The sequence below is a fragment of the Kitasatospora sp. NPDC096128 genome (assembly GCF_040303105.1).
Classification (GTDB): domain Bacteria; phylum Actinomycetota; class Actinomycetes; order Streptomycetales; family Streptomycetaceae; genus Kitasatospora.
Genome location: NZ_JBEOSP010000056.1, coordinates 22,330 through 43,323, shown reverse-complemented (window position 1 = coordinate 43,323; position 20,994 = coordinate 22,330). Strand labels below are relative to the sequence as shown.

The 20,994-nt window shown below is 71.3% G+C and carries 14 protein-coding genes; 2 read left to right on the top strand and 12 right to left on the bottom strand.

Annotated features, from left to right (window positions below):
- Positions 1 to 323 precede the first annotated feature (323 nt).
- From ABTY61_RS37140 to eccD, 9 genes are all read right to left on the bottom strand, one after another.
- On the bottom strand, positions 324 to 2,009 hold the full coding sequence (locus ABTY61_RS37140) for a ribonuclease J (protein ID WP_350509605.1): 1,686 nt from the start codon (positions 2,007 to 2,009) through the stop codon (positions 324 to 326).
- 171 nt (positions 2,010 to 2,180) lie between these two features.
- Positions 2,181 to 3,080 (bottom strand): 4-hydroxy-tetrahydrodipicolinate synthase, encoded by a 900-nt coding sequence (dapA, locus tag ABTY61_RS37135; protein ID WP_350509604.1) that lies wholly within the window; start codon positions 3,078 to 3,080, stop codon positions 2,181 to 2,183.
- A gap of 212 nt (positions 3,081 to 3,292) precedes the next feature.
- Positions 3,293 to 4,024 carry an FAD-dependent thymidylate synthase gene (gene thyX / locus ABTY61_RS37130; protein ID WP_350509603.1) on the bottom strand — a complete coding sequence of 244 codons (732 nt, stop codon included), beginning with the start codon at positions 4,022 to 4,024 and terminating at the stop codon, positions 3,293 to 3,295.
- On the bottom strand, positions 4,021 to 4,479 hold the full coding sequence (locus ABTY61_RS37125) for a tetratricopeptide repeat protein (RefSeq protein WP_350509602.1): 459 nt from the start codon (positions 4,477 to 4,479) through the stop codon (positions 4,021 to 4,023). Before ABTY61_RS37125 ends, thyX begins: the two co-directional genes overlap by 4 nt.
- 25 nt (positions 4,480 to 4,504) lie before the next feature.
- A complete protein-coding gene (dapB, locus tag ABTY61_RS37120) occupies positions 4,505 to 5,251 on the bottom strand; it encodes a 4-hydroxy-tetrahydrodipicolinate reductase (protein ID WP_350509601.1) in 747 nt (248 codons plus the stop codon).
- A gap of 28 nt (positions 5,252 to 5,279) precedes the next feature.
- The gene (locus tag ABTY61_RS37115) at positions 5,280 to 6,632 is read right to left on the bottom strand and encodes a M16 family metallopeptidase (RefSeq protein WP_350509600.1); all 1,353 of its coding nucleotides are present in this window, start codon (positions 6,630 to 6,632) and stop codon (positions 5,280 to 5,282) included.
- Between the two features lie 118 nt (positions 6,633 to 6,750).
- The gene (locus ABTY61_RS37110; protein WP_350509599.1) at positions 6,751 to 8,958 is read right to left on the bottom strand and encodes a polyribonucleotide nucleotidyltransferase; all 2,208 of its coding nucleotides are present in this window, start codon (positions 8,956 to 8,958) and stop codon (positions 6,751 to 6,753) included.
- Positions 8,959 to 9,413: 455 nt separating this feature from the next.
- On the bottom strand, positions 9,414 to 9,704 hold the full coding sequence (rpsO, locus tag ABTY61_RS37105; protein WP_188302791.1) for a 30S ribosomal protein S15: 291 nt from the start codon (positions 9,702 to 9,704) through the stop codon (positions 9,414 to 9,416).
- A 199-nt stretch (positions 9,705 to 9,903) separates the two neighbouring features.
- Positions 9,904 to 11,364 carry a type VII secretion integral membrane protein EccD gene (eccD, locus tag ABTY61_RS37100; RefSeq protein WP_350509598.1) on the bottom strand — a complete coding sequence of 487 codons (1,461 nt, stop codon included), beginning with the start codon at positions 11,362 to 11,364 and terminating at the stop codon, positions 9,904 to 9,906.
- A gap of 330 nt (positions 11,365 to 11,694) precedes the next feature.
- On the opposite strand from eccD, the gene eccCa reads away from it, so the two are divergent.
- Entirely contained in the window at positions 11,695 to 15,639 is a 3,945-nt protein-coding gene (gene eccCa / locus ABTY61_RS37095) for a type VII secretion protein EccCa (protein WP_350509597.1), read from the top strand.
- A gap of 480 nt (positions 15,640 to 16,119) precedes the next feature.
- Positions 16,120 to 17,523 (top strand): APC family permease, encoded by a 1,404-nt coding sequence (locus tag ABTY61_RS37090; RefSeq protein ID WP_350509596.1) that lies wholly within the window; start codon positions 16,120 to 16,122, stop codon positions 17,521 to 17,523.
- A 93-nt stretch (positions 17,524 to 17,616) separates the two neighbouring features.
- Here the strand turns inward: ABTY61_RS37090 and ABTY61_RS37085 are convergent, their stop codons facing one another.
- From ABTY61_RS37085 to mycP, 3 genes are all read right to left on the bottom strand, one after another.
- The gene (locus ABTY61_RS37085; RefSeq protein WP_350509595.1) at positions 17,617 to 18,927 is read right to left on the bottom strand and encodes a hypothetical protein; all 1,311 of its coding nucleotides are present in this window, start codon (positions 18,925 to 18,927) and stop codon (positions 17,617 to 17,619) included.
- Positions 18,928 to 19,019: 92 nt separating this feature from the next.
- Positions 19,020 to 19,562 carry a SigE family RNA polymerase sigma factor gene (locus tag ABTY61_RS37080; RefSeq protein ID WP_350509594.1) on the bottom strand — a complete coding sequence of 181 codons (543 nt, stop codon included), beginning with the start codon at positions 19,560 to 19,562 and terminating at the stop codon, positions 19,020 to 19,022.
- A 145-nt stretch (positions 19,563 to 19,707) separates the two neighbouring features.
- The gene (mycP, locus tag ABTY61_RS37075) at positions 19,708 to 20,967 is read right to left on the bottom strand and encodes a type VII secretion-associated serine protease mycosin (protein WP_350509593.1); all 1,260 of its coding nucleotides are present in this window, start codon (positions 20,965 to 20,967) and stop codon (positions 19,708 to 19,710) included.
- Positions 20,968 to 20,994 lie beyond the last annotated feature (27 nt).

The following is a 20,994-nucleotide window of genomic DNA, read 5'->3' as shown; positions in this document are numbered from 1 at the left end:
GAGTTCTCAAGGAACGGACGCTTCCTTCGGACCGCCTTCCAGCGGGCCCTCCGGGCGCTTCGTTCTTTCGTGTTTCAAGCTTATCAGATGTTTTCTGCTCCGTTTTCCGGAGTTTCATTCATCCGATTCGGCTTTTGCCTTTCGGCGCTCCCGGACTCTATCAGAGTCTCTCGGTCCGTTTTCCCGGCCGTTCTCGAATTTGCTTTCGCATTCGAGGACTTCCTTGGGGCTCGTCCCGTGGGGCAACCCGGAGAACATTACGCACCGGGTCGCCCCACGTCAAACCAGCCTCAGCAGGGCCGGGCGAGGCCCTGGAGCGGGGCTCAGACCTCGACGACGACCGGCAGGATCATCGGCCGGCGGCGGTAGTTGTCCGCGACCCACTTGCCGATGGTCCGACGGACGAGCTGCTGCACCTGGCGGGGCTCCAGCACGCCGTCGCTCGCCGAGCGGTCCAGGGCTTCCTGGAGCTTGGCGACGACCGGCACGAAGGCGTTGTCGTCGATACCGGAGCCGCGGGCCTGGATGGTCGGGGCACCGACCATCTTGCCGTTGGTCGAGTCGACCGCGACGAAGACCGAGATGAAGCCCTCCTCGCCCAGGATCTTGCGGTCCTTGAGCGAGGCCTCGGTGATGTCGCCGACCGAGGCGCCGTCCACGTAGACGTAGCCGGCCCGCACCTTGCCGACGATCCGGGCGACGCCCTTCTCCAGGTCGACGCAGACGCCGTCCTCGGCGATGACCACGCGGTTGCGCGGCACGCCGGTGGCGACGCCCAGTTCGGCGGCGGCCCGCAGGTGGCGCCACTCGCCGTGGACCGGCATCAGGTTGCGCGGCTTGCAGATGTTGAAGAAGTACAGCAGCTCGCCGGCCGAGGCGTGGCCGGAGACGTGCACCTTGGCGTTGCCCTTGTGCACGACCTTGGCGCCCCAGCGGGTCAGGCCGTTGATCACGCGGTAGACGGCGTTCTCGTTGCCCGGGATGAGCGAGGACGCCAGGACGACGGTGTCGCCCTCGACGATGCGGATCTGGTGGTCGCGGTTGGCCATCCGGGACAGCGCCGCCATCGGCTCGCCCTGCGAGCCGGTGCAGATGAGCACGACCTCCTTGTCCGGCAGGTCGTCGAGCTGCTTGACGTCGACGACCATGTTGCCGGGGACCTTCAGGTACCCGAGGTCACGGGCGATGCCCATGTTGCGGACCATCGAGCGGCCGACGAAGGCGACCTTGCGCTTGTACTCGTGCGCGGCGTCCAGCACCTGCTGGATGCGGTGCACGTGGCTGGCGAAGGAGGCGACGATGATGCGCTTGTCGGCGTTCGCGAAGACGTTGCGCAGCGCCGCCGAGATGTCCCGCTCGTGCGGGATGAAGCCGGGGACCTCGGCGTTGGTGGAGTCCACCAGCAGCAGGTCCATGCCCTCCTCGGCCAGCTTGGCGAAGGTCGGCAGGTCGGTGAGGCGGCCGTCCAGCGGCAGCTGGTCCATCTTGAAGTCACCGGTGGCCACGACCATGCCGGCGGGGGTGCGGACGGCCACGGCGAGGGCGTCCGGGATGGAGTGGTTGACCGCGATGAACTCGCAGTCGAAGGGGCCGATGCGCTCGCGCTCGCCCTCCTTCACCTCCAGGACGTACGGCCGGATGCGGTGCTCGGCGAGCTTGGCCTCGATCAGGGCGAGGGTCAGCTTGGAGCCGATCAGCGGGATGTCCGGGTTCTCCCGTAGGAGGAAGGGGACGGCGCCGATGTGGTCCTCGTGCCCGTGGGTGAGGACGATGCCGTCGACCTTGTCGAGGCGGTCCCGGATGTAGCTGAAGTCCGGGAGGATCAGGTCCACGCCGGGCTGCTCGTCCTCGGGGAAGAGGACGCCGCAGTCGATGATCAGGATGCGGTCGCCGTACTCGAGGACCGTCATGTTGCGGCCGATCTCGCCGAGGCCGCCGAGCGGGGTGATGCGGAGGGCGCCCTCCTTCAGGGCCGGGGGTGCGCCGAGTTCGGGGTGCGGGTGGCTCAAAAGACTCTCCTCACGACGCACGCCATATGCCTGGGGTCCTCCCCCTGGAGACATATGGCGTGTGTACTCAGTGTCGTTTTCCTACTGGGTCTGTGCTCTCGCGCCTTCGGTCCGGTCCAGCGGCGGACCCGGTCGGGTCCGGCGAGCCGGGGGCGCGCACGTCTGTGTCTGCTACAGGTGTACCCCGCCGGAGGCGAGATCCTGCTTCAATCGGTCGATCTCCTCGGGCGTCGCCCCGACCAGGGGCAGCCGCAGCGGCCCGGCCGGCAGGCCCTGGAGGTCCAGCGCGGCCTTGGTGAGGATCACGCCCTGGGTGCGGAACATACCGGTGAACACCGGCAGCAGGCTCTGGTGGACGGCGGTGGCCTTGGCCACATCGCCGGCCAGGAAGGCCTCGATCATCGCCTTCAGCTCACCGGCCACCACGTGCCCGACGACGCTGACCACGCCGACGGCCCCTACGGACAGCAGCGGCAGGTTGAGGATGTCGTCGCCGGAGTACCAGGCGAGGTCGGAGCGGGCGATCGCCCAGGCCGCCGCGCCGAGGTCGCCCTTGGCGTCCTTGTTGGCGACGATCCGCGGGTGCTCGCCGAGGCGGACCAGGGTCTCGTGGCTCAGCGCGACCCCACTGCGGCCCGGGATGTCGTAGGCCATGACCGGCAGGCCGGTGGCGTCGGCGACCTGCGTGAAGTGCCGGTACAGGCCCTCCTGCGGGGGCTTGTTGTAGTACGGGGTGACGACCAGCAGGCCGTGCGCCCCGGCCGCCTCCGCCTGGCGGGCCAGTTCGACGCTGTGGTGGGTGTCGTTGGTGCCGACCCCGGCCACCACGTGGGCACGGTCCCCGACCGCCTCCACCACGGCGCGGACGAGCTGGGCCTTCTCGGCGTCGCTGGTGGTCGGGGACTCACCGGTGGTGCCGTTGACGACGAGGCCGTCGTTCCCGGAGTCGACGAGGTGCGTGGCGAGGCGCTGGGCGCCGTCGAGGTCGAGCGCGCCGTCGGCGGTGAACGGGGTGACCATCGCGGTCAGCACCCGGCCGAACGGCGTCTGGGGGGTGGAGGTCGGAGCCATGGTCCAAAGCTACTCGTAGGCGGTGGGGCGGTACCCATGCCGGTCCAGGGTTCGGACAGGTGTGCAGGCCAGGGCGGGGAAGTGGGATCCCGGTGCTGCCCGCTCGGGGGTTCGGGCGGCACCGGGATCCGTGGTCACGAATGTAGGGAGCGGCTAGAAAAGCCGCAATCCAGACATGCCCGACACACTGCCCATATGCCTGTCGTCCCAGGTCAGGGGGCGACCCGGCCGTGCTTCTCGAAGGCCGCATGGGTGAGCGGCATGAGCCGCGCCCACTGCTCCTCCATCTGCTCCGCGACCATCTCGATCTCGCGCTGCGGGAACGACGGCACCGCCGAGTTCTCCCGCCGGGTGCGCAGCGAGAGGAAGTGCATCAGCGAGCGCGCGTTGCAGGTCGCGTACATCGAGGAGAACAGGCCGACCGGCAGCACCGCCCGGGCCACCTCGCGGGCCACGCCGGCCGCCAGCATCTCCTGGTAGCGGGCGTAGGACTCGCGGTACGCGGCCTCCATCGCCCCGGTGGTGGTCTCGTGCTGCTCCGCGGTGCCCTCGTGGAACTCGTACTTGCCCGGGCGGCCCTGCTGGACCAGCTTGCGGTCGGCGCCCGGCACGTAGAAGACCGGCTCCAGCTCGCGGTAGCGGCCGGACTCCTCGTTGTAGGACCAGCCGCTGCGGTGCCGGTGGAACTCGCGGAACACGAAGATCGGCGCGCTGATGAAGAAGGTCATCGAGTTGTGCTCGAACGGCGTACCGTGCCGGTCGCGCATCAGGAAGTTGATCAGGCCCTTGGACTTCTCCGGGTCCTCCTGGAGCGCCTCCAGGGACTGCTCCCCCGCGGTCGACACCCGGGCCGACCAGATCACGTCCGAGTCGGCGGCGGCGCTGCGGACCAGCTCCACCGTCACGTCGCTGCGGAAGCTGGGGGCCGTCGGTTCGTCGCTCACGCGTTACTCCTTGCGGGTTCGGTGCTGTGCAGCTTGATGGCGTGCTGCATGGTCTTGCGGGCGCGCGGGGTGTCGCCGGCGTCGGCGTAGGCCACGGCGAGGCGGAACCAGACCCGCCAGTCGCCCGGCTCGGCCTCCGCCTCGGCCTGGCGGCGGCTGAACACCGCGTCGGCCGAGGCCCGGTCGATCCGTCCGCCGCCGGTGCGCTTGAGCTCGTCCACCGGCAGGCCGCCCTCGGCCTCCAGCTCACGGGCGAGCTGCTCGCTGGCCCGGCCGAAGCGGACGGTCTGGCGCAGGAACCAGACGCCGATCAGCGGGATCACGAAGGCGCAGAGGCCGATGCCGATGCCGAGCGGCTTTCCGGTGGCGACCAGTTGGACGCCCTCCCCCACGCAGAGGAGGGCGACCAGCAGCAGCACGCCGGACAGGACGAAGAAACCGGTACGGGAGGTCATGTCGCGCTCCTGGAATTCGACACAGTCACAGGTCCAGGAAGTGTTCGAGGCCGAAGGTCAGCCCCGGCGTCTCGACGACCTTGCGCACGCCCAGCAGGATGCCCGGCATGAAGCTGCTGTGGTGCAGCGAGTCGTGCCGGATGGTGAGCGTCTCGCCCGTGTCGCCGAACATCACCTGCTGGTGGGCGAGCAGCCCGCGCAGCCGTACGGCATGTACCGGCACCCCGTCCACGTCGGCGCCGCGCGCGCCGGGCAGGCTGTGGGTGGTCGGGTCCTGCTGCTTCGGACGGCCGGCCTCGGCGCGGGCCGCCGCGATCAGCTGGGCGGTGCGGGTGGCGGTGCCGCTGGGGGCGTCGGCCTTGCGGTCGTGGTGCAGTTCGACCACCTCGACCGACTCGAAGTAGCGGGCGGCGATCTGGGAGAACTTCATGCCGAGGATCGCGCCGATGGAGAAGTTGGGCGCGATCAGCAGGCCGAGATCGGGGGCCTGCGCCAACCAGCCCTCGACGGTGGCCAGTCGGTCGTCGGTCCAGCCGGTGGTGCCGGTGACCACGTGGATGCCGTGGTGCAGGCAGTAGTCGAGGTTGCCCAACACCGAGTCCGGGTGGGTCAGTTCGACGACGACCTGGGCCCTGGCCGCGGTCAGCTCCTCCAGCTTCGAGCCGCGGCCGAGGGCGGCCACCAGCTCCATGTCCGGCGCGGCCTCGACGGCCTTGACGGCCTCGGAGCCGATCCGTCCCTTGGCGCCGATCACGGCGACACGCAGCGTCATAGCGAAGTTCCTCTCACACCAGCCAGTCTCAGACCAGCAGATCGGCGAGCTTGGCGGCCCGCTTGTCGTTGACCGGACCGATCAGCGCCAGCGACGGCCGGTACGCGCCCAGCACATCACGGGCGACCGCGTGGACGTCCTCCAGGGTCACCGCGGCGATCCGCTCCAGCATGTCGTCCACCGACAGGTGGTGGCCGTAGCTGAGTTCGGCCTTGCCGATCCGGTTCATCAGCGAGCCGGTGTCCTCCATGCCGAGCACGGTGGATCCGGAGATCTGGCCGATCGCGCGCTGCAGCTCCTCCTCGGTGATGCCGTCGGCGACCACCTTGGCCAGCTCCTCGCGGCAGATCCGCAGCACCTCCTCGACCCGCTTGGGCTGGCAGCCGGCGTAGATGCCGAACAGGCCGCTGTCCGCGTAGGAGGAGGAGTACGAGTAGACGGAGTACGCCAGGCCGCGCTTCTCCCGGACCTCCTGGAACAACCGGGAGCTCATCCCGCCGCCCAGGGCCGCGTTGAGCACGCCCATCGCCCAGCGGCGCTCGTCGTGCCGGGGCACGCCGGGCACGCCCAGCACCAGGTGGGCCTGCTCGGTTGAGCGGTTGAGCACCTCGACCCTGCCGGCCGTGCGCAGCGCCTTGACGCCGCGGCGGGCCTCGGCGGGCACCGCGGTGGAGCGGGCCAGGACCGGCGCGAAGGCCTCCTGGACCTGCTTGACGACCTTGCGGTGGTCGAGGTTGCCGGCCGCGGCGACGACCAGGTTCTCCGGGCGGTAGCGGCGGTGGTAGAAGCCCGCGATCTGGTCCCGGGTGAGGGACTTGATGGTCTCCTGGGTGCCGAGGATCGGGCGGCCGAGCGGGCCGCTGCCGTAGATCACCTTGGCGAACAGGTCGTGGACGACGTCGCCCGGGTCGTCCTCGGCCATCGCCATCTCCTCGAGGATGACGCCGCGTTCGGCGTCGACGTCCTCGGGGCGGATCAGCGAGCCGGTGAGCATGTCGCAGACCACGTCGATGGCCAGCGGCAGGTCGGTGTCCAGGACCCGGGCGTAGTAGCAGGTGTTCTCCTTCGCGGTGAAGGCGTTCATCTCGCCGCCGACCGCGTCCAGGGCCGCCGAGATGTCCAGCGCGCTGCGCCGCTCGGTGCCCTTGAAGAGCAGGTGCTCCAGGTAGTGGGTCGCGCCGTTGAGCTGCGGGGTCTCGTCCCGCGAGCCGACGCCGACCCAGATGCCGAAGGTCGCGGAGCGCACCGTCGGCAGGGTCTCGGTGACGACCCGCAGGCCGCCGGGCAGGACGGAGCGGCGCACCGTGCCGGCGCCGTCGACGCCCTTGAGCAGGGTCCGGGTCGAGCCGGGACGCTGCTTTACCGCCGGGGCCTGGGCCACGGTGGGTACCTCCAGAGGAAACGCACGTGGAATGGCACGTACGGACGAAAGCGTGGACAACAGGGTGCGGCCCGCACGCCGGGAGGCGTACGGGCCGCAAGGGTCAGCTAGCGGCGCTTCACTCGGAAGCGGCCTCGCCGGCTTCCTCGCCCTCGACGACCGGGATCAGGGAGAGCTTGCCGCGCGGGTCGATCTCGGCGATCTCGACCTGCACCTTGGCGCCGACGCCGAGGACGTCCTCGACGTTCTCGACGCGCTTGCCGCCGGCCAGCTTGCGGATCTGCGAGATGTGCAGCAGGCCGTCCTTGCCCGGCATGAGCGACACGAACGCGCCGAACGTCGTGGTCTTGACCACGGTGCCCAGGTAGCGCTCGCCGACCTCCGGCATGGTCGGGTTGGCGATCTGGTTGATCGTGGTGCGGGCGGCCTCGGCGGCCGGGCCGTCGGAGGCACCGATGTAGATGGTGCCGTCGTCCTCGATCGTGATCTCGGCGCCGGTGTCCTCCTGGATCTGGTTGATCATCTTGCCCTTGGGGCCGATGACCTCACCGATCTTGTCCACCGGGATCTTGATGGTGATGATGCGCGGGGCGTACTGCGACATCTCGTCCGGAGTGTCGATCGCCTCGTTCATCACGTCCAGGATGTGCAGACGCGCGTCCTTGGCCTGCTTCAGCGCGGCGGCCAGCACGGAGGCCGGGATGCCGTTCAGCTTGGTGTCGAGCTGCAGCGCGGTGATGAAGTTGCGGGTACCGGCGACCTTGAAGTCCATGTCGCCGTACGCGTCCTCGGCACCGAGGATGTCGGTCAGCGCGACGTAGTGGGTCTCGCCGTCGATCTCCTGGGAGATCAGGCCCATGGCGATACCGGCGACGGCGGCCTTCAGCGGCACACCGGCGTTCAGCAGCGACATGGTCGAGGCGCAGACCGAGCCCATCGAGGTGGAGCCGTTGGAGCTCAGCGCCTCGGAGACCTGGCGGATCGCGTAGGGGAACTCCTCGCGGGTCGGCAGGACCGGGAGGATGGCGCGCTCGGCCAGGGCGCCGTGGCCGATCTCGCGGCGCTTGGGCGAGCCCACGCGGCCGGTCTCGCCGACCGAGTACGGCGGGAAGTTGTAGTTGTGCATGTAGCGGCGACGCGTCTCCGGGGAGAGCGTGTCGAGCTGCTGCTCCATGCGGAGCATGTTCAGCGTGGTGACGCCCAGGATCTGGGTCTCGCCGCGCTCGAACAGGGCCGAGCCGTGGACGCGCGGGATGGCCTCGACCTCGGCGGCCAGGGTGCGGATGTCGGTGACACCGCGGCCGTCGATGCGGACCTTGTCCTTGATGACGCGCTCGCGGACGATCTTCTTGGTCAGCGCGTTGTAGGCGGCGCTGATCTCCTTCTCGCGACCCTCGAACTCGGGGAGCAGCTTCTCGGCGGCGACCGCCTTGACGCGGTCCAGCTCGGCGTTGCGCTCCTGCTTGCCCGGGATGGTGAGGGCCTTGGCCAGCTCGTCCTTGACGGCGGCGGTCAGCGCGGCCAGGACGTCGTCCTGGTAGTCCAGGAAGACCGGGAACTCGGCGGTCGGCTTGGCGGCCTGGGCGGCCAGCTGCGCCTGCGCGGCGCACAGCACCTTGATGAACGGCTTGGCGGCGTCGAGGCCGGAGGCCACGACCTCCTCGGTCGGCGCCTCGGCGCCGCCCTCGACCAGCTTGATGGTCTTGTCGGTGGCCTCGGCCTCGACCATCATGATCGCGACGTCGCCGTCCGGCAGGACGCGACCGGCGACGACCATGTCGAAGACGGCCGACTCCAGCTCGCTGTGGGTCGGGAAGGCGACCCACTGGCCCTTGATCAGCGCGACGCGGACGCCGCCGATCGGGCCGGAGAACGGCAGGCCCGCCAGCTGGGTGGAGGCGGAGGCGGCGTTGATCGCGACCACGTCGTACAGGTGGTCGGGGTTGAGCGCCATGATCGTGCAGACGACCTGGACCTCGTTGCGCAGGCCCTTGACGAAGGACGGGCGCAGCGGGCGGTCGATCAGGCGGCAGGTGAGGATCGCGTCCTCGGAGGGCCGGCCCTCACGACGGAAGAACGAACCGGGGATGCGCCCGGCGGCGTACATCCGCTCCTCGACGTCCACGGTCAGCGGGAAGAAGTCGAAGTGCTCCTTCGGCTGCTTGGACGCGCTGGTGGCCGACAGCACCATGGTGTCGTCGTCCAGGTAGGCCACGGCGGAGCCGGCGGCCTGACGGGCCAGACGGCCGGTCTCGAAGCGGATGGTACGGGTGCCGAAGGAACCGTTGTCGATGACGGCCTCGGCGTAGAACACGTTCTCTTCCACCTGGAAGATCTCCTCTTTCGTACGTTCTCCGGGAGAGCGTCCCCGCGCACTGCCTGGGGGGTGGCCCTGGGGCCCTCCTGCCAGGGAGGGCGACAGTCGGGCCGGTCTTCGATCGAAGCCTCCGGGGTGCCCCGCTCGGCTGCGGGGGTTCCGGGGGCCACTACCGAGGACCGGCGCCTCACGGCTGCCGGGCCGGGACGGGCGGTCCGCGTCTGGACGCTCTCTCGGATGCGGGCGGCTTCCGTTTGAAGCCTTCGTCCCGCGGGGGTTCGGGCCTGCTGCCCGGGTGGCGCGCTCGGCGCCATCACCCGGCATGCCCACAACCCTACGGTGCAATCCTCGGCCACCTGGGGAGGTGCGCGCGAGTTGTTATGTCAGGGTGCCGCGGTCGAACCGCCGCGGCATACGCGCGAGGGGCGGCTCCCCGGTGTGGGGAGCCGCCCCATGCGGCGGTCTTAGCGGGCGCCGCCGGCGGCACCGCGACGGATGCCCAGGCGGTCGACGAGCGTACGGAAGCGCTCGATGTCCTTCTTGGCCAGGTACTGCAGGAGGCGGCGACGCTGGCCGACCAGGATCAGCAGGCCACGACGCGAGTGGTGGTCGTGCTTGTGGAACTTGAGGTGCTCGGTCAGGTCCGAGATACGACGGGAGAGCATGGCCACCTGGACCTCGGGGGAACCGGTGTCGCCCTCCTTCTGGCCGAACTCGGCGAAAATCTGCTTCTTGACGTCAGAGGCGAGAGCCACTGCAACTCCTTCAAGGTCTACCGAGCGGTCCTGGTCGACAGCACAGGACTCTGCGCGAACTCGGTGTCGTGAGCGCCGTCCGCGGTCGACGGCCCACGAGGGGGTGGACACACGGCTGCGCTCGAAGGCCAAGGGTACCAGTGCTGCCCACCCGGCCGGTCGGCGGGCGGGTGGGGCGGCGACGGGCGGGTGGCGGCGGTCAGCCGGTGGCGCCGCGGACCAGCCGGTAGACGTTGAGCACGGCGAGCGCCAGCGGGACCAGCGAGATCAGCGTGAGGCTGTCCACCAGGTCCAGGATGCGGCCCCAGAACGGGGAGACGCCGAGCCGGGGCACCACCAGGGCGATCGCGGTGAGCAGCGCGGCCCCGAAGGCGATGGAGGCGGTCAGCCAGATGGTGCGCAGGTCGAGCTCGGTGCTGGAGCCGGCCGCGCGCAGGATGAACTGCGGGGTGTGCAGGGACAGCCCGACGATCAGCAGGCACAGGCCGAGCAGGCCGGCGACGGTGAGGCTGAGGACCTGCGCGGTGTAGCGGAACAGCCGGGCGCGCAGCATGGTGGCGATGCCCAGGGCGAGCGCGAGCAGCTCCGGGAAGGTCCGGTCGGTGAAGGAGAGGACGGCGCAGGCGCCGACCACCACCGCGGCGCAGCCGCCGACCAGGCCGACCAGCACCTCGTGGCCGCGGCGGGCCTGGTGGGCGATCCGCTCGTACTGGACGGCCTCGGCGCGCTCGGCCTCCTCGTCGTAGTCGCGGCTGCGGGTACGGGTCTGGCCGGGGGCGCTGAAGCCGACCGGCAGCCGGGCGAAGCGGGCGGAGAGGCTGGGCAGGAAGCCGATCGCGGCGACGGCGGCGACGCCGGTGACGGCGGCGATGTTGCCGGCCGGGGTGCCGGGCATCAGCACGGCGGCGAAGGTGGCGAGCGCGCCGGCGGTGGCGACGAAGGCGGCGGCGACGAACACCGCGTCCTTCTCCGGCAGCAGTCCGGCGAGCAGCACGGCGATCACCAGGACGGTGACGCAGCCGGTGAGGAACTGGAGCCGGCCGGGGCCGTCCCACGGGTGGGCGACGGCGATCAGTCCGCTGCCGGCGATCATGGCGTGCGGCAGGGCGCCGAGGCCGAGCGCGACGGCGGCGTGGGCGTCCTGGTAGACCCGGGCGCGCACCCCGGCGAGCGCGGTGAGCACCACGGCGGCGACGCCGGCCAGCACGCCGGGCAGGCTGTGCATGTCGTGGCGCAGGTCGGAGAACCAGAGCGCGAAGCCGAGCAGGGTGAGCAGCACCCCGGCGCCGATCAGGCCGAAGCCGCGCATGAGGTCGACGGTCCAGAACCGGCGGTCGGCCTCGACGGCGCTGGCGATGGCGTCGGCGACGTCGTCGTAGACGGCCGGCGGCAGGGACTCGGCGAAGGGGCGCAGCGCCAGCAGGTCGCCGTCGCGAACGTGCTGGGCGGCCAGCGACAGGCTGCTGTCGAGCACGGTGCCGTCGCGGCGGACCAGGTGGAAGCCGGTGGGGGTGCCGTCGGGCTGGCTCTGGTTGGCCAGCCGCAGCACCTCGGGGTAGACGTCGGCGAGGGCGACGTCCTCGGGCAGGGCGACGTCGATCCGGCGGTCCGGGGCGACGACGGTGACCCGGCAGTAGCCGGTGGCCGCTGTGGCGCTCACGACGGCACCTCGATCCTTCGACGCACTTGACGCTCCCCCTGGGTGGACGGTGCCGCGGCACGGTGGCGCGCGGTGTGGCTGTGGAACGGGCCCGGCCGGGCCGCGAGTTGGCGCGGCGTTACCCTACCCGCTCGGTTCGTGCCCGGTGCCGCGGCGGGGTGCGGCCCCGCCGTCGCGGGGGCGACCGTTAGGATCGGCGCCTGCGCGAGGTGGTACGGGGGCTGCGCTGTGTGGGGCGTCCTCAGTCACGGGAACCCCGTACCGGGCCGAGCGCAGTCGCGTGAGGGCTGATGCCGAAGTGATCGATCGACGCCGCGGGGTGGGTGACGCATGGGTGTGATCATGGTCAAGCGACCGGCCAGGGCCTACCCGCCGACGGTGCCGGAGGAGCCGGTGGAGCTGGTCAGTCCGCCCGAGCTGCCCCGGCAGGGCGGCGAGGACTGGCTGATGAGCATCCTGCCGATGCTCGGCATGGGCGGTTCGGCGGTGTTCTTCTTCTCGCCGGGTGCGGCCGCCCCGATGAAGATCATGGGCGGTCTGATGATCGTCTCGACGGTCGGCATGGTGCTGGCCCAGATCATGCGGGCCCGCCGGGGCGGTTCGACCGCGATGGCGGACGAGCGGCGCGACTACCTCAAGTACCTCCAGCAGACCCGCCGCCAGGTGCGCCGCACGGCGGAGAGCCAGCGCGGCGCGCTGCTGTTCCTGAACCCGGCGCCGGACCAGCTGTGGTCGATCGTCGAGGACGGCCGCCGGCTGTGGGAGCGGCGGACGGCGGACGGCGACTTCGCGCAGATCCGGGTGGGCCTCGGGCCGGTGCAGCTGTCCACCCCGCTGGTGGCGCCGCAGACCGCGCCGATGGACGAGCTGGAGCCGCTGTCGGCGGCCGCGATGCACTCCTTCCTGAAGGCGCACGGCACCCTCCAGGACCTGCCGCTGGCGGTCTCGCTGCGGGCCTTCTACCACATCACGGTGTGCGGGGACCCGGACTCGGTGTACGGGAACGTGCGCGCGATGATCGCCCAACTGACCACCCTGCACTCGCCGGACGACCTGCTGATCGCGGTCGCCGCGGCGCCCGGCGCGGCCGAGGAGTGGGACTGGACCAAGTGGCTCCCGCACAACCAGCACCGCAAGGAGAGCGACGGCGCGGGCTCGCGCCGGCTGAGCGCCGCCGACCTGGGCGAGCTGGAGTACCTGCTGCAGGACGAGCTGTCCGGCCGCCAGCGCTTCGTCCGGGACGCGGCGCCCGCCGCGGACCAGCCGCACCTGGTGGTGATCATGGACGGCGCCGGGGTGCCGCACGACTCGGTGCTGGCGGGCCCGGAGGGCGTGCAGGGGGTGACCGTCATCGAGGTCGTCCCCGGTGAGGTGGACGAGCCGAGCGGGCACCTGATGGTGACGGTCAACCCGCAGGAGCTGGTGCTGCGTTCGGCCTCCGGGGCGACGTACAGCGGCAAGCCGGACCTGCTCTCGCTGTGGCAGTCCGAGGCGCTGGCGCGGCAGTTGGCCCCGTACCGGGCCTCGGCCGGCGGGGACGACGAGCCGCTGCTGTCCAACCTGGACTTCACCGACATGATGAACTCGGGCGACCCTGGCTCCTTCGACGTGGCCCGCAGCTGGCGCCCGCGCGCCCAGCACGAGCGGATGCGGGTGCCGATCGGCGTCGGCGCGGGCGGCGAGCACGTCTACCTGGACATCAAGGAGGCCGCGCTGGAGGGCATGGGCCCGCACGGCCTGTGCGTGGGCGCGACCGGCTCCGGCAAGTCGGAGCTGCTGCGCACGCTGGTGCTGGCGCTGGCGATGACCCACTCCTCGGAGACGCTCAACTTCGTGCTCGCCGACTTCAAGGGCGGCGCGACCTTCCTGGGCATGGCCGACATGCCGCACACCTCCGCGGTGATCACCAACCTGGAGGGCGAGCTCACCCTGGTCGACCGCATGCGCGACGCGATCGAGGGCGAGCTGCACCGCCGCCAGGAACTGCTGCACCGCTCCGGCAACTACGCCAACATCCACGAGTACGAGCGGGCCCGGGCGGCCGGCGCGGCGCTGGACCCGCTGCCCTCGCTGGTGCTGATCATCGACGAGTTCTCCGAACTCCTCACCGCCAAGCCCGACTTCATCGAGATGTTCATCCAGATCGGCCGGATCGGCCGCTCCCTGGGCGTGCACCTGCTGCTGGCCTCGCAGCGCCTGGAGGAGGGCAAGCTGCGCGGACTGGACACCTACCTGTCGTACCGGATCGGTCTGCGCACCTTCTCGGCGGCCGAGTCCCGGGCGGCGATCGGCGTACCGGACGCGTACCACCTGCCGCCGGTCCCGGGCGTCGGCTACCTGAAGTTCGGCGAGGACGTGATGGACCGGTTCAAGGCCGCGTACGTCTCGGGCCCGTACCGGGCGCCCGGGCAGCAGCGGTCCACCGGCGGGCAGCGGGTGAACGCCCGGCCGGTGCGGTTCACCTCGGCCTTCGTGGACCTGCCGCCGGCCCCGGTGGAGGAGGAGGCACCGCAGGTCCAGGAGCAGGACGACGCGCTGGTGGACACCGTGCTGGACGTCTTCGTCCAGCGGATGTCCGGCCAGGGCCCGGCCGCCCACCAGGTGTGGCTGCCGCCGCTGGACGAGGCGCCGAGCCTGGACCACCTGCTGCCGCCGCTGCAGGTCGTCCCGGAGCGCGGGCTGACCGCGCCGGGCTACCCGGGCGGCCGGCTGCGGGCGCCGATCGGCATCGTGGACAAGCCGCGCGAGCAGAAGACCGACATCCTGGAGGTCGACTTCTCCGGGGCGGCCGGCCACGGCCTGGTCGTCGGCGGCCCGCGCTCCGGCAAGTCGACCGTGCTGCGCAGCATGACGGCCGCCTTCGGCCTCACCCACACCCCGCGCGAGGTGCAGTTCTACCTGCTGGACTTCGGCGCCGGCAGCTTCCAGTCGCTGCTCGGGCTGCCGCACGTCGGCGGGGTGGCCGGCCGGCTGGACGTGGACAAGGTCCGCCGGATGGTCTCCGAGGTGCACGCGGTGCTGAACCGGCGCGAGGAGCTGTTCCGGGCCACCGGGATCGACACCATCGCGACCTACCGGGCCCGCCGGGCGGCCGGGCAGCTGCCCGACGAGGCCTTCGGCGACGTCTTCCTGATGATCGACGGCTGGAACACCTTCAAGCAGGAGTTCGAGGGGCTGGAGCCGGTGATCGGCGACATCGCCCAGCGCGGCCTCGGCTACGGCGTCCACCTGGTGATCTCGGCGACCCGGTACGCGGAGGTGCGCCCCGCACTGAAGGACCTGCTGCAGAACCGCATCGAGCTCAAGCTCGGCGACTCGATGGAGTCCGAGGTCGACCGCCGGGTGGCGCAGAACGTCCCGCCGTCGGCCGGTCGCGGCATCACCGCGGAGCGGCTGCACTTCCTGGGCGGCCTGCCGCGACTGGACGGCTCCTCCTCGGTGGAGGACCTCCAGGACGGCGTGGCCGGGCTGGTCGGCGCGGTCGACGGGGCCTGGACCGGCCCGCGCGCCCCGCAGGTGCGGATGCTGCCGGCCGTCCTGGACGGGAACTCGCTGCCGAAGGGCTTCGAGCACCCGGAGCGCGGCGTGTGCTTCGGCGTGGACGAGGCCGAACTGGCCCCGGTGTTCGTCAACTTCGAGACGGACCCGCTGTTCATCGTGTTCGGCGACACCGAGTCCGGCAAGTCCGCGATGCTGCGGATGCTGATCAAGCAGATCACCGAGCGGTACACGCCGGACCAGGCGGGCATCGTGGTCGGCGACTACCGGCGCGCGCTGCTGGGCACCGTCCCGTCGGAGTACCTGGTGGAGTACGCGGCCGCGCAGCCGGCCATGGCGTCCATCGTGGAGATGCTGCGCGGGGCCTGCGCCCGCCGCCTGCCCGGCCCGGACGTGACCGCCGAACAGCTGCGCAACCGCAGCTGGTACACCGGCAAGGACATGTTCGTGATCGTCGACGACTACGAGCTGGTCGCCACCGGCTCGGGCAACCCGCTGGCGCCGCTGGCCGAGTTCCTGCCGTTCGCCCGGGACATCGGCCTGCGGGTGATCGTGGCCCGCAGCGCGGGCGGCGCCGGGCGTTCGCTGTACGAGCCGGTGATGCAGCGGATGCGCGAGCTGGGCGGGCAGGGCGTCATCCTGTCCGGCAACCGGGACGAGGGCGCGCTGCTGGGGACGGTCAAGCCGCAGCCGCTGCCGCCGGGCCGCGGGGTGTACGTGTCGCGCCGGGTGACCCACGGGCAGATGGTCCAGACGGGCTGGCTGCCGGCGCAGTGACCGGGGCAGGAAAACAGGCCGTCCGCTACGGACGGTGAACGAAGGGGTCGGACTCAGCGGAGTCCGACCCCTTCGGTGTCCCAGGTGCTGAAACGTTACCTAGATCTTTCCGGGCCGGGGCTGCGGTTCCCGTACCCACCTGGGCAGTTGCCGGACGGTGGAGAGGCACCTGGCGTGTCACCGTACGACCGAGCTATCGCCTTTGAATGGTGGTGCTCCACCCGCAGTTCACCTTTAATTCATGCCCGATGGAGCCAAAGTAACAAGTCGGACAAACGATGCCATGACCCTCAGTGATCATCGGATCGCATGTTTATGCCTTCCACCGCAACGGATTCCGAAGCAGTTCCGGCGTTGACGCAATCAATACGCCCAAGGTTCCATGGCGGCCCGGGAGCGACCGGACAAGACCCGAGCAACCAGCCAGCGGAGGCGATACCGCTCCCGTCCCAGGACCGAACAGAGCCGATCGGAATCCACATGACCGACACGCTTCGCCCGCCACAGAACGTAGCCGCCACGGCGGACGGCGCGGCCGCACCCCAGCAGCTCAAGCGCTCGATCGGCGTCGTGGGCGGGACCCTGCTCACGCTGTCCTGCGTCACCCCCGCGTCGACGCTCTTCGTGATCGTGCCGGGACTGTTCTCCACCATCGGCAGCGCCACCGCCCTGGCCATCGGCATCGGCTCCGTGCTCTGCGTCGCCGTCGCGTTCTGTTACTCCGAGCTCGGCACCCTGATCCCCAGCGCCGGCGGCGAGTACGCGATGGTCGGCACCCTGGCCGGCCGGCTCGCGGGCTGGCTGGTCTTCATCCAGTCGCTGATCGTGGTGATGATCGTCCCCTCGGTCATCGCCCTCGGCACCGCCGACTACCTGGCGCCCGTCATGCACGTCGACAAGCCGATCGCCGGCGCCGCCGTGATGCTCGCCGCCACCCTGGCCGGCCTGCTCGACCTGCGCGCCAACGCCTGGATCACCGGCATCTTCCTGGTCCTGGAGGTCATCGCGGCCGGCGTCGTCTCGGTGCTCGGCTTCGCCCACACCAACGCCGCCCACCCCAGCCTGCTGCACGGCCTGGTCTCCACCCACAGCGGCGCCGCCGCCCCCGTCGGCATCGGCGCCATCGTCGGCGCCCTCGGCATCGCGCTGTTCGCCACCCAGGGCTTCTCCACCGCGGTCTACCTCTCCGAGGAACTGGAGAACCCCCGCCGCACCGTCTCCCGCACCGTGCTGTGGACCCTCGGCCTCTCCAGCGCCATCATCCTGATCCCGGTCGCCGCCATCACCATGGGCGCCCCCGACCTGCAGACCCTGACCTCCGGCGACATCCCCGGCATGGTCACCGCCTGGAGCAACTCCGCCGTCGGCACCTTCATCAGCCTCTGCATCGCGCTGGCCATCATCAACGCCGGCATCGTCATGGTCATCCAGAACTCCCGGGTGCTGTTCGCCTCCGCCCGCGACAAGGCCTGGCCCGAGCCCGTCAACAAGGCCTTCGGCACCCTCGGCCGCTTCGGCTCCCCGTGGGTCGCCACCCTCGCGGTCGGCGTGCCCGGCGCCGCGCTCTGCTTCGTCAAGGGCGAGCTGCTCAGCAACATCACCGGCGTCGCCGTCACCGCGATGTACCTGCTCGTCGCCGTCGCCTCGCTGCTCTCCCGCCGCGGCCACCACAAGCACGCCGCCGCCTGGCGGATGCCGCTGTGGCCCGTCCTCCCGGCGCTGCTGATCGTCGTCCTGGTCTACGTGATGACCAAGCTGGCCGCCGAACCCCTGCTGTGGACCGGCGGCATCACCGCCGCCGCCACCCTCTACTGGCTGTTCTACCTGCGCCCCCGACAGGACACCCACTGGGTGATCAGCCTCCCCGAGGACCAGCGGGACTGATCCTCCCCGGATCCCCCGATCCCCCACCCCTCCCCCACGCGGCGGTGCCCCGGACCTCCCCCGAGGTCCGGGGCACCGCCGCGTCCGCAGGCCCTACTTCTTCAGCTTCCAGACCGGGGCCGCGGCGATCGCCTGCATCTGGTCATCGGTCAGCACCGGGGTCTTGCGGGTCGCCGGGCTCACCTGGGTGCCGCTGTTGAACGAGCTGATCACCACCCGCAGGCCGTCCGGGTGCAGGGTGTCGACGGTCCACATGCCCACACCCGGCTTGTCGCTCCCCTTGCTGACGGCCACCTTGGTGCCGTCCGGCAGCGTCCTGGCGTTGCCGAACAGCTCCTCCTTCGTCCGGTCGCTGCGGCTCCAGTCCTGCACGTTGAGCTGCACCATGGACTTGCCCCTGCCGTCGTCGAGCACGAAGTTGGCGTAGCCGGAGCCGTCGCCGCCGGGCTCCGTCTCGGTCAGCCCGCTCGGCAGCAGCCCGGCGACGATCCGCAGGATCTCCTGGGCGGTGTACTCCTTGGAGGTGTCGCGGACCGGGACCGGTCGCGGCTCCGGGATCGCGGCGACGACCGCGTCCCAGGACTTGTCGGTGACGATCGCCGTGAGCTGCTCCGGCGACAGCGGCGGGGCCGGCCGGCTGTCCGGCGAGCCCTTCTCGGCCGCGGAGTTCCACTCGGACAGCTGGATCAGACGGCCGTCCTGGCCGATCAGCCTGGCGTTCCACCACTTGGTGGTGGCCCGCCTGTCGGGGTACTCGTAGCCCTGGAGGACGGTCACCGAACCGCCGCCCGGCAGGCCGGTGCTGGTGCAGGCGTCGTACGGGACGGTCTTCCTGTCCGGGCAGGCGTTCTGCGTCCGACCCGGGTCGTTCGACGCCGTGCGGCTGAACGAGATGCCCATCGCGGCCTTGCCGTGGCCGTCGTCGAACACCAGGGTGGCACCGGCGCCGCCGGGCATGCCCGGCGTCGACTCGGTGCCGGTGCCCTTGGCGGAGGTGACCTGGCCCTTGGGCAGCAGCGCCTGGAAGGCGGCCAGCACCTCGTCGCCGCTGACCGCCTCGGGGGTGGGCGTCCCGGTCGAAGCCGGGGTCAGGGCGGCACTCGCGCTCCCGGAGGCGGACCCCGACGCGGCCCCGGACGCGGCCCCCGTGGAGGCGGCCGTCACCGTGCCCGTGCCGGACGGGGAGCCGGACCCGGTCAGGTACACCGCGCCGGTGCCCACCAAGGCCAGCGCCGCGGCGCCGCCCACCACCGCGGCGGTCGAACGGCGGCGCCAGCGGCGGCGGCCGCGCTGGTACCCGCCCGCCACCAGCCCGGCCTGGTCGGCCTGCCCGGGGCGGAAACCCTCACCGGTACGGGTGAGGGCGTAGAGAAGATCGTCTTCGAACTTGTCCGGCTCGGACATGGCGGATCACCGTCTCCTTGCGTCGCGGAAGTGCCAGGGAAAGGGGTGGTGGGCGGGGCGTTCCGGCACGCGGAACGTCTCGGTGGAACGTTTCAGCGGGCCCCGAGTTCGGCCAGCGAGTCGCCGAGCAGGCCGCGCAGCCGGGCCAGCGCCCGGGTGGTCCTGGTGCGGACCGCGCCGGAGGAGAGCCGCAGCACCTCGGCGGTCTGCTCGACGCTGCGGTCCTCCCAGTAGCGCAGCACCAGCACGGCCCGGTCCCCGGCCGACATCTGGCCGAGCGCGTCGAGCAGGGTCAGCCGCAGCGTGCTGTCCGCGTCGTGCCCCGGTGCCTCCGGCAGGGCCTCGGTCGGGCGCTCGCCGCTGGAACGGCGGCGCTGCTGGGCGATGTAGGTGCGCACCATCACGGTGTGGGTGTAGGCCGCCGGGTTCTCGATCCGGTGCCGGCCGCCGGTGAAGGCGCTGCGCCGCCAGAGCACGTACATCCGGCTGAGGGCCTCCTGCACGAGGTCCTCGGCGTAGTGGGTGTCGCCGCTGGTGAGCAGGCAGGCCGAGCGGTACAGGTGCCCGGTACGGCTGGAGACGAGTTCCAGGAACTCGGCGTCCTTGGCCTCCCGGCCTCCCCCGATCCACCCCATGTACCCGCCGCTCCCCCGCGTCCGTGTGCCCCGTCGACACTTGATGGATGCGGTGAGCCGCCGCCGGTGTTACAGGTGTCCCGCGGGTTTTTCCCGGACGCCGCGCGGACGCCGCACGGGCACCCGGCCGATCGGGTCAGTCGGGTCAGTCGGGTCGGTCGGCGGACTTGCGGCGCTGGTCGCGCAGGACGACGCCGCCGCCGATCAGCAGGGCGACCAGCAGCGCGCCGACGCCGACCACGTAGGTGGCGGTGCGGCCGTCGCGGTCCGCCTGGGTCTCGCCGAGGCCGACCGGGGCCGGGACGATCGGAGCGGCGGCCAGCTGCACCGGGGCGTCCGGGGCGGCCTCGGACGGCGGGTTCTGCGGCGCCTTGGTGACGGCCTTGACCGGGTCCACCACTCCCCAGCCGATGAACCGGTTCGGGCCGGGCTCGGTGCGCTGGGCGGTCTGCTCGATCCAGGCCCGCACCTGGGCCGGCGTCCAGTCCGGGTGCGCGCCGACCAGCAGTGCGGCCAGCCCGGAGACGTACGGGGCGGCGAAGCTCGTGCCGTTGTCCACGCACTGGCCGCCGCCGGGCACCGTGGAGAGCATGTTGACGCCCGGCGCGGCGACCTTCACGAAGGAGCCGTACTGGGAGAACGGCGCGCGCTCGTTGTTGCGGTCGGAGGCGCCGACGGACAACACCGTCGGGAAGGCGCCCGGGTAGGTGTCACCCTCCAGGCCGTCGTTGCCGCTGGAGGCGACCACCACGATCTTGTTCTGTTCGGCGAGGTCGATCGCGGCCTTCAGCTCCTGGTAGCCGCCGAAGTGGGCGTCACCGGCGCCGCGCACATCCTGGGAGATGTTGATGACCCCGACGTTGACCTTGTCCTTGGTCTTGTGTTCGACGACCGTCTGGATGGCCTTCGCCAGGGTGGTGACGTCGCCGTTGCCCTCGCTGTCGTTCTGCCGGATCGCGAAGATCCTGGCGTCGGGGGCCAGTCCGACGAAGCCGGTCCGGTCGCTGCGGCCCGCGGCGATGATGCCGGCCACCTTGGTGCCGTGGCCGACCGTGTCGTCCCGGGAGGTGCCGTCGGCCATCTTGTTGTTCTGCTTGTCGAACAGCAGGCTGGGGCCCACGTCCACCTTGCCGGCCAGCTGCGGGTTGCGGTCGTCAACCCCGGTGTCGATGACGGCGACCGTCACGTTCGCGCCGGTGGTCCTCCCGCCCTGCCAGAGCTCGTCGAGCAGTATCCGCTGCAGCGACCACGGCACGGTCGGCACGTCGGGCGCGGGCTTGGGGCAGTCACCGGCGGCGGCCAGCCCGGGCCCGCCGTCCGCGTGGGCGGGAGCGGCCAGCGGGCCGCCCAGCACCGTGAGCGCGGCCAGCGCCGCGACCGTCCTGCGGAACCCGCGTCCGGACACCCTGCCACCCCTCATGTTCGCCACCCC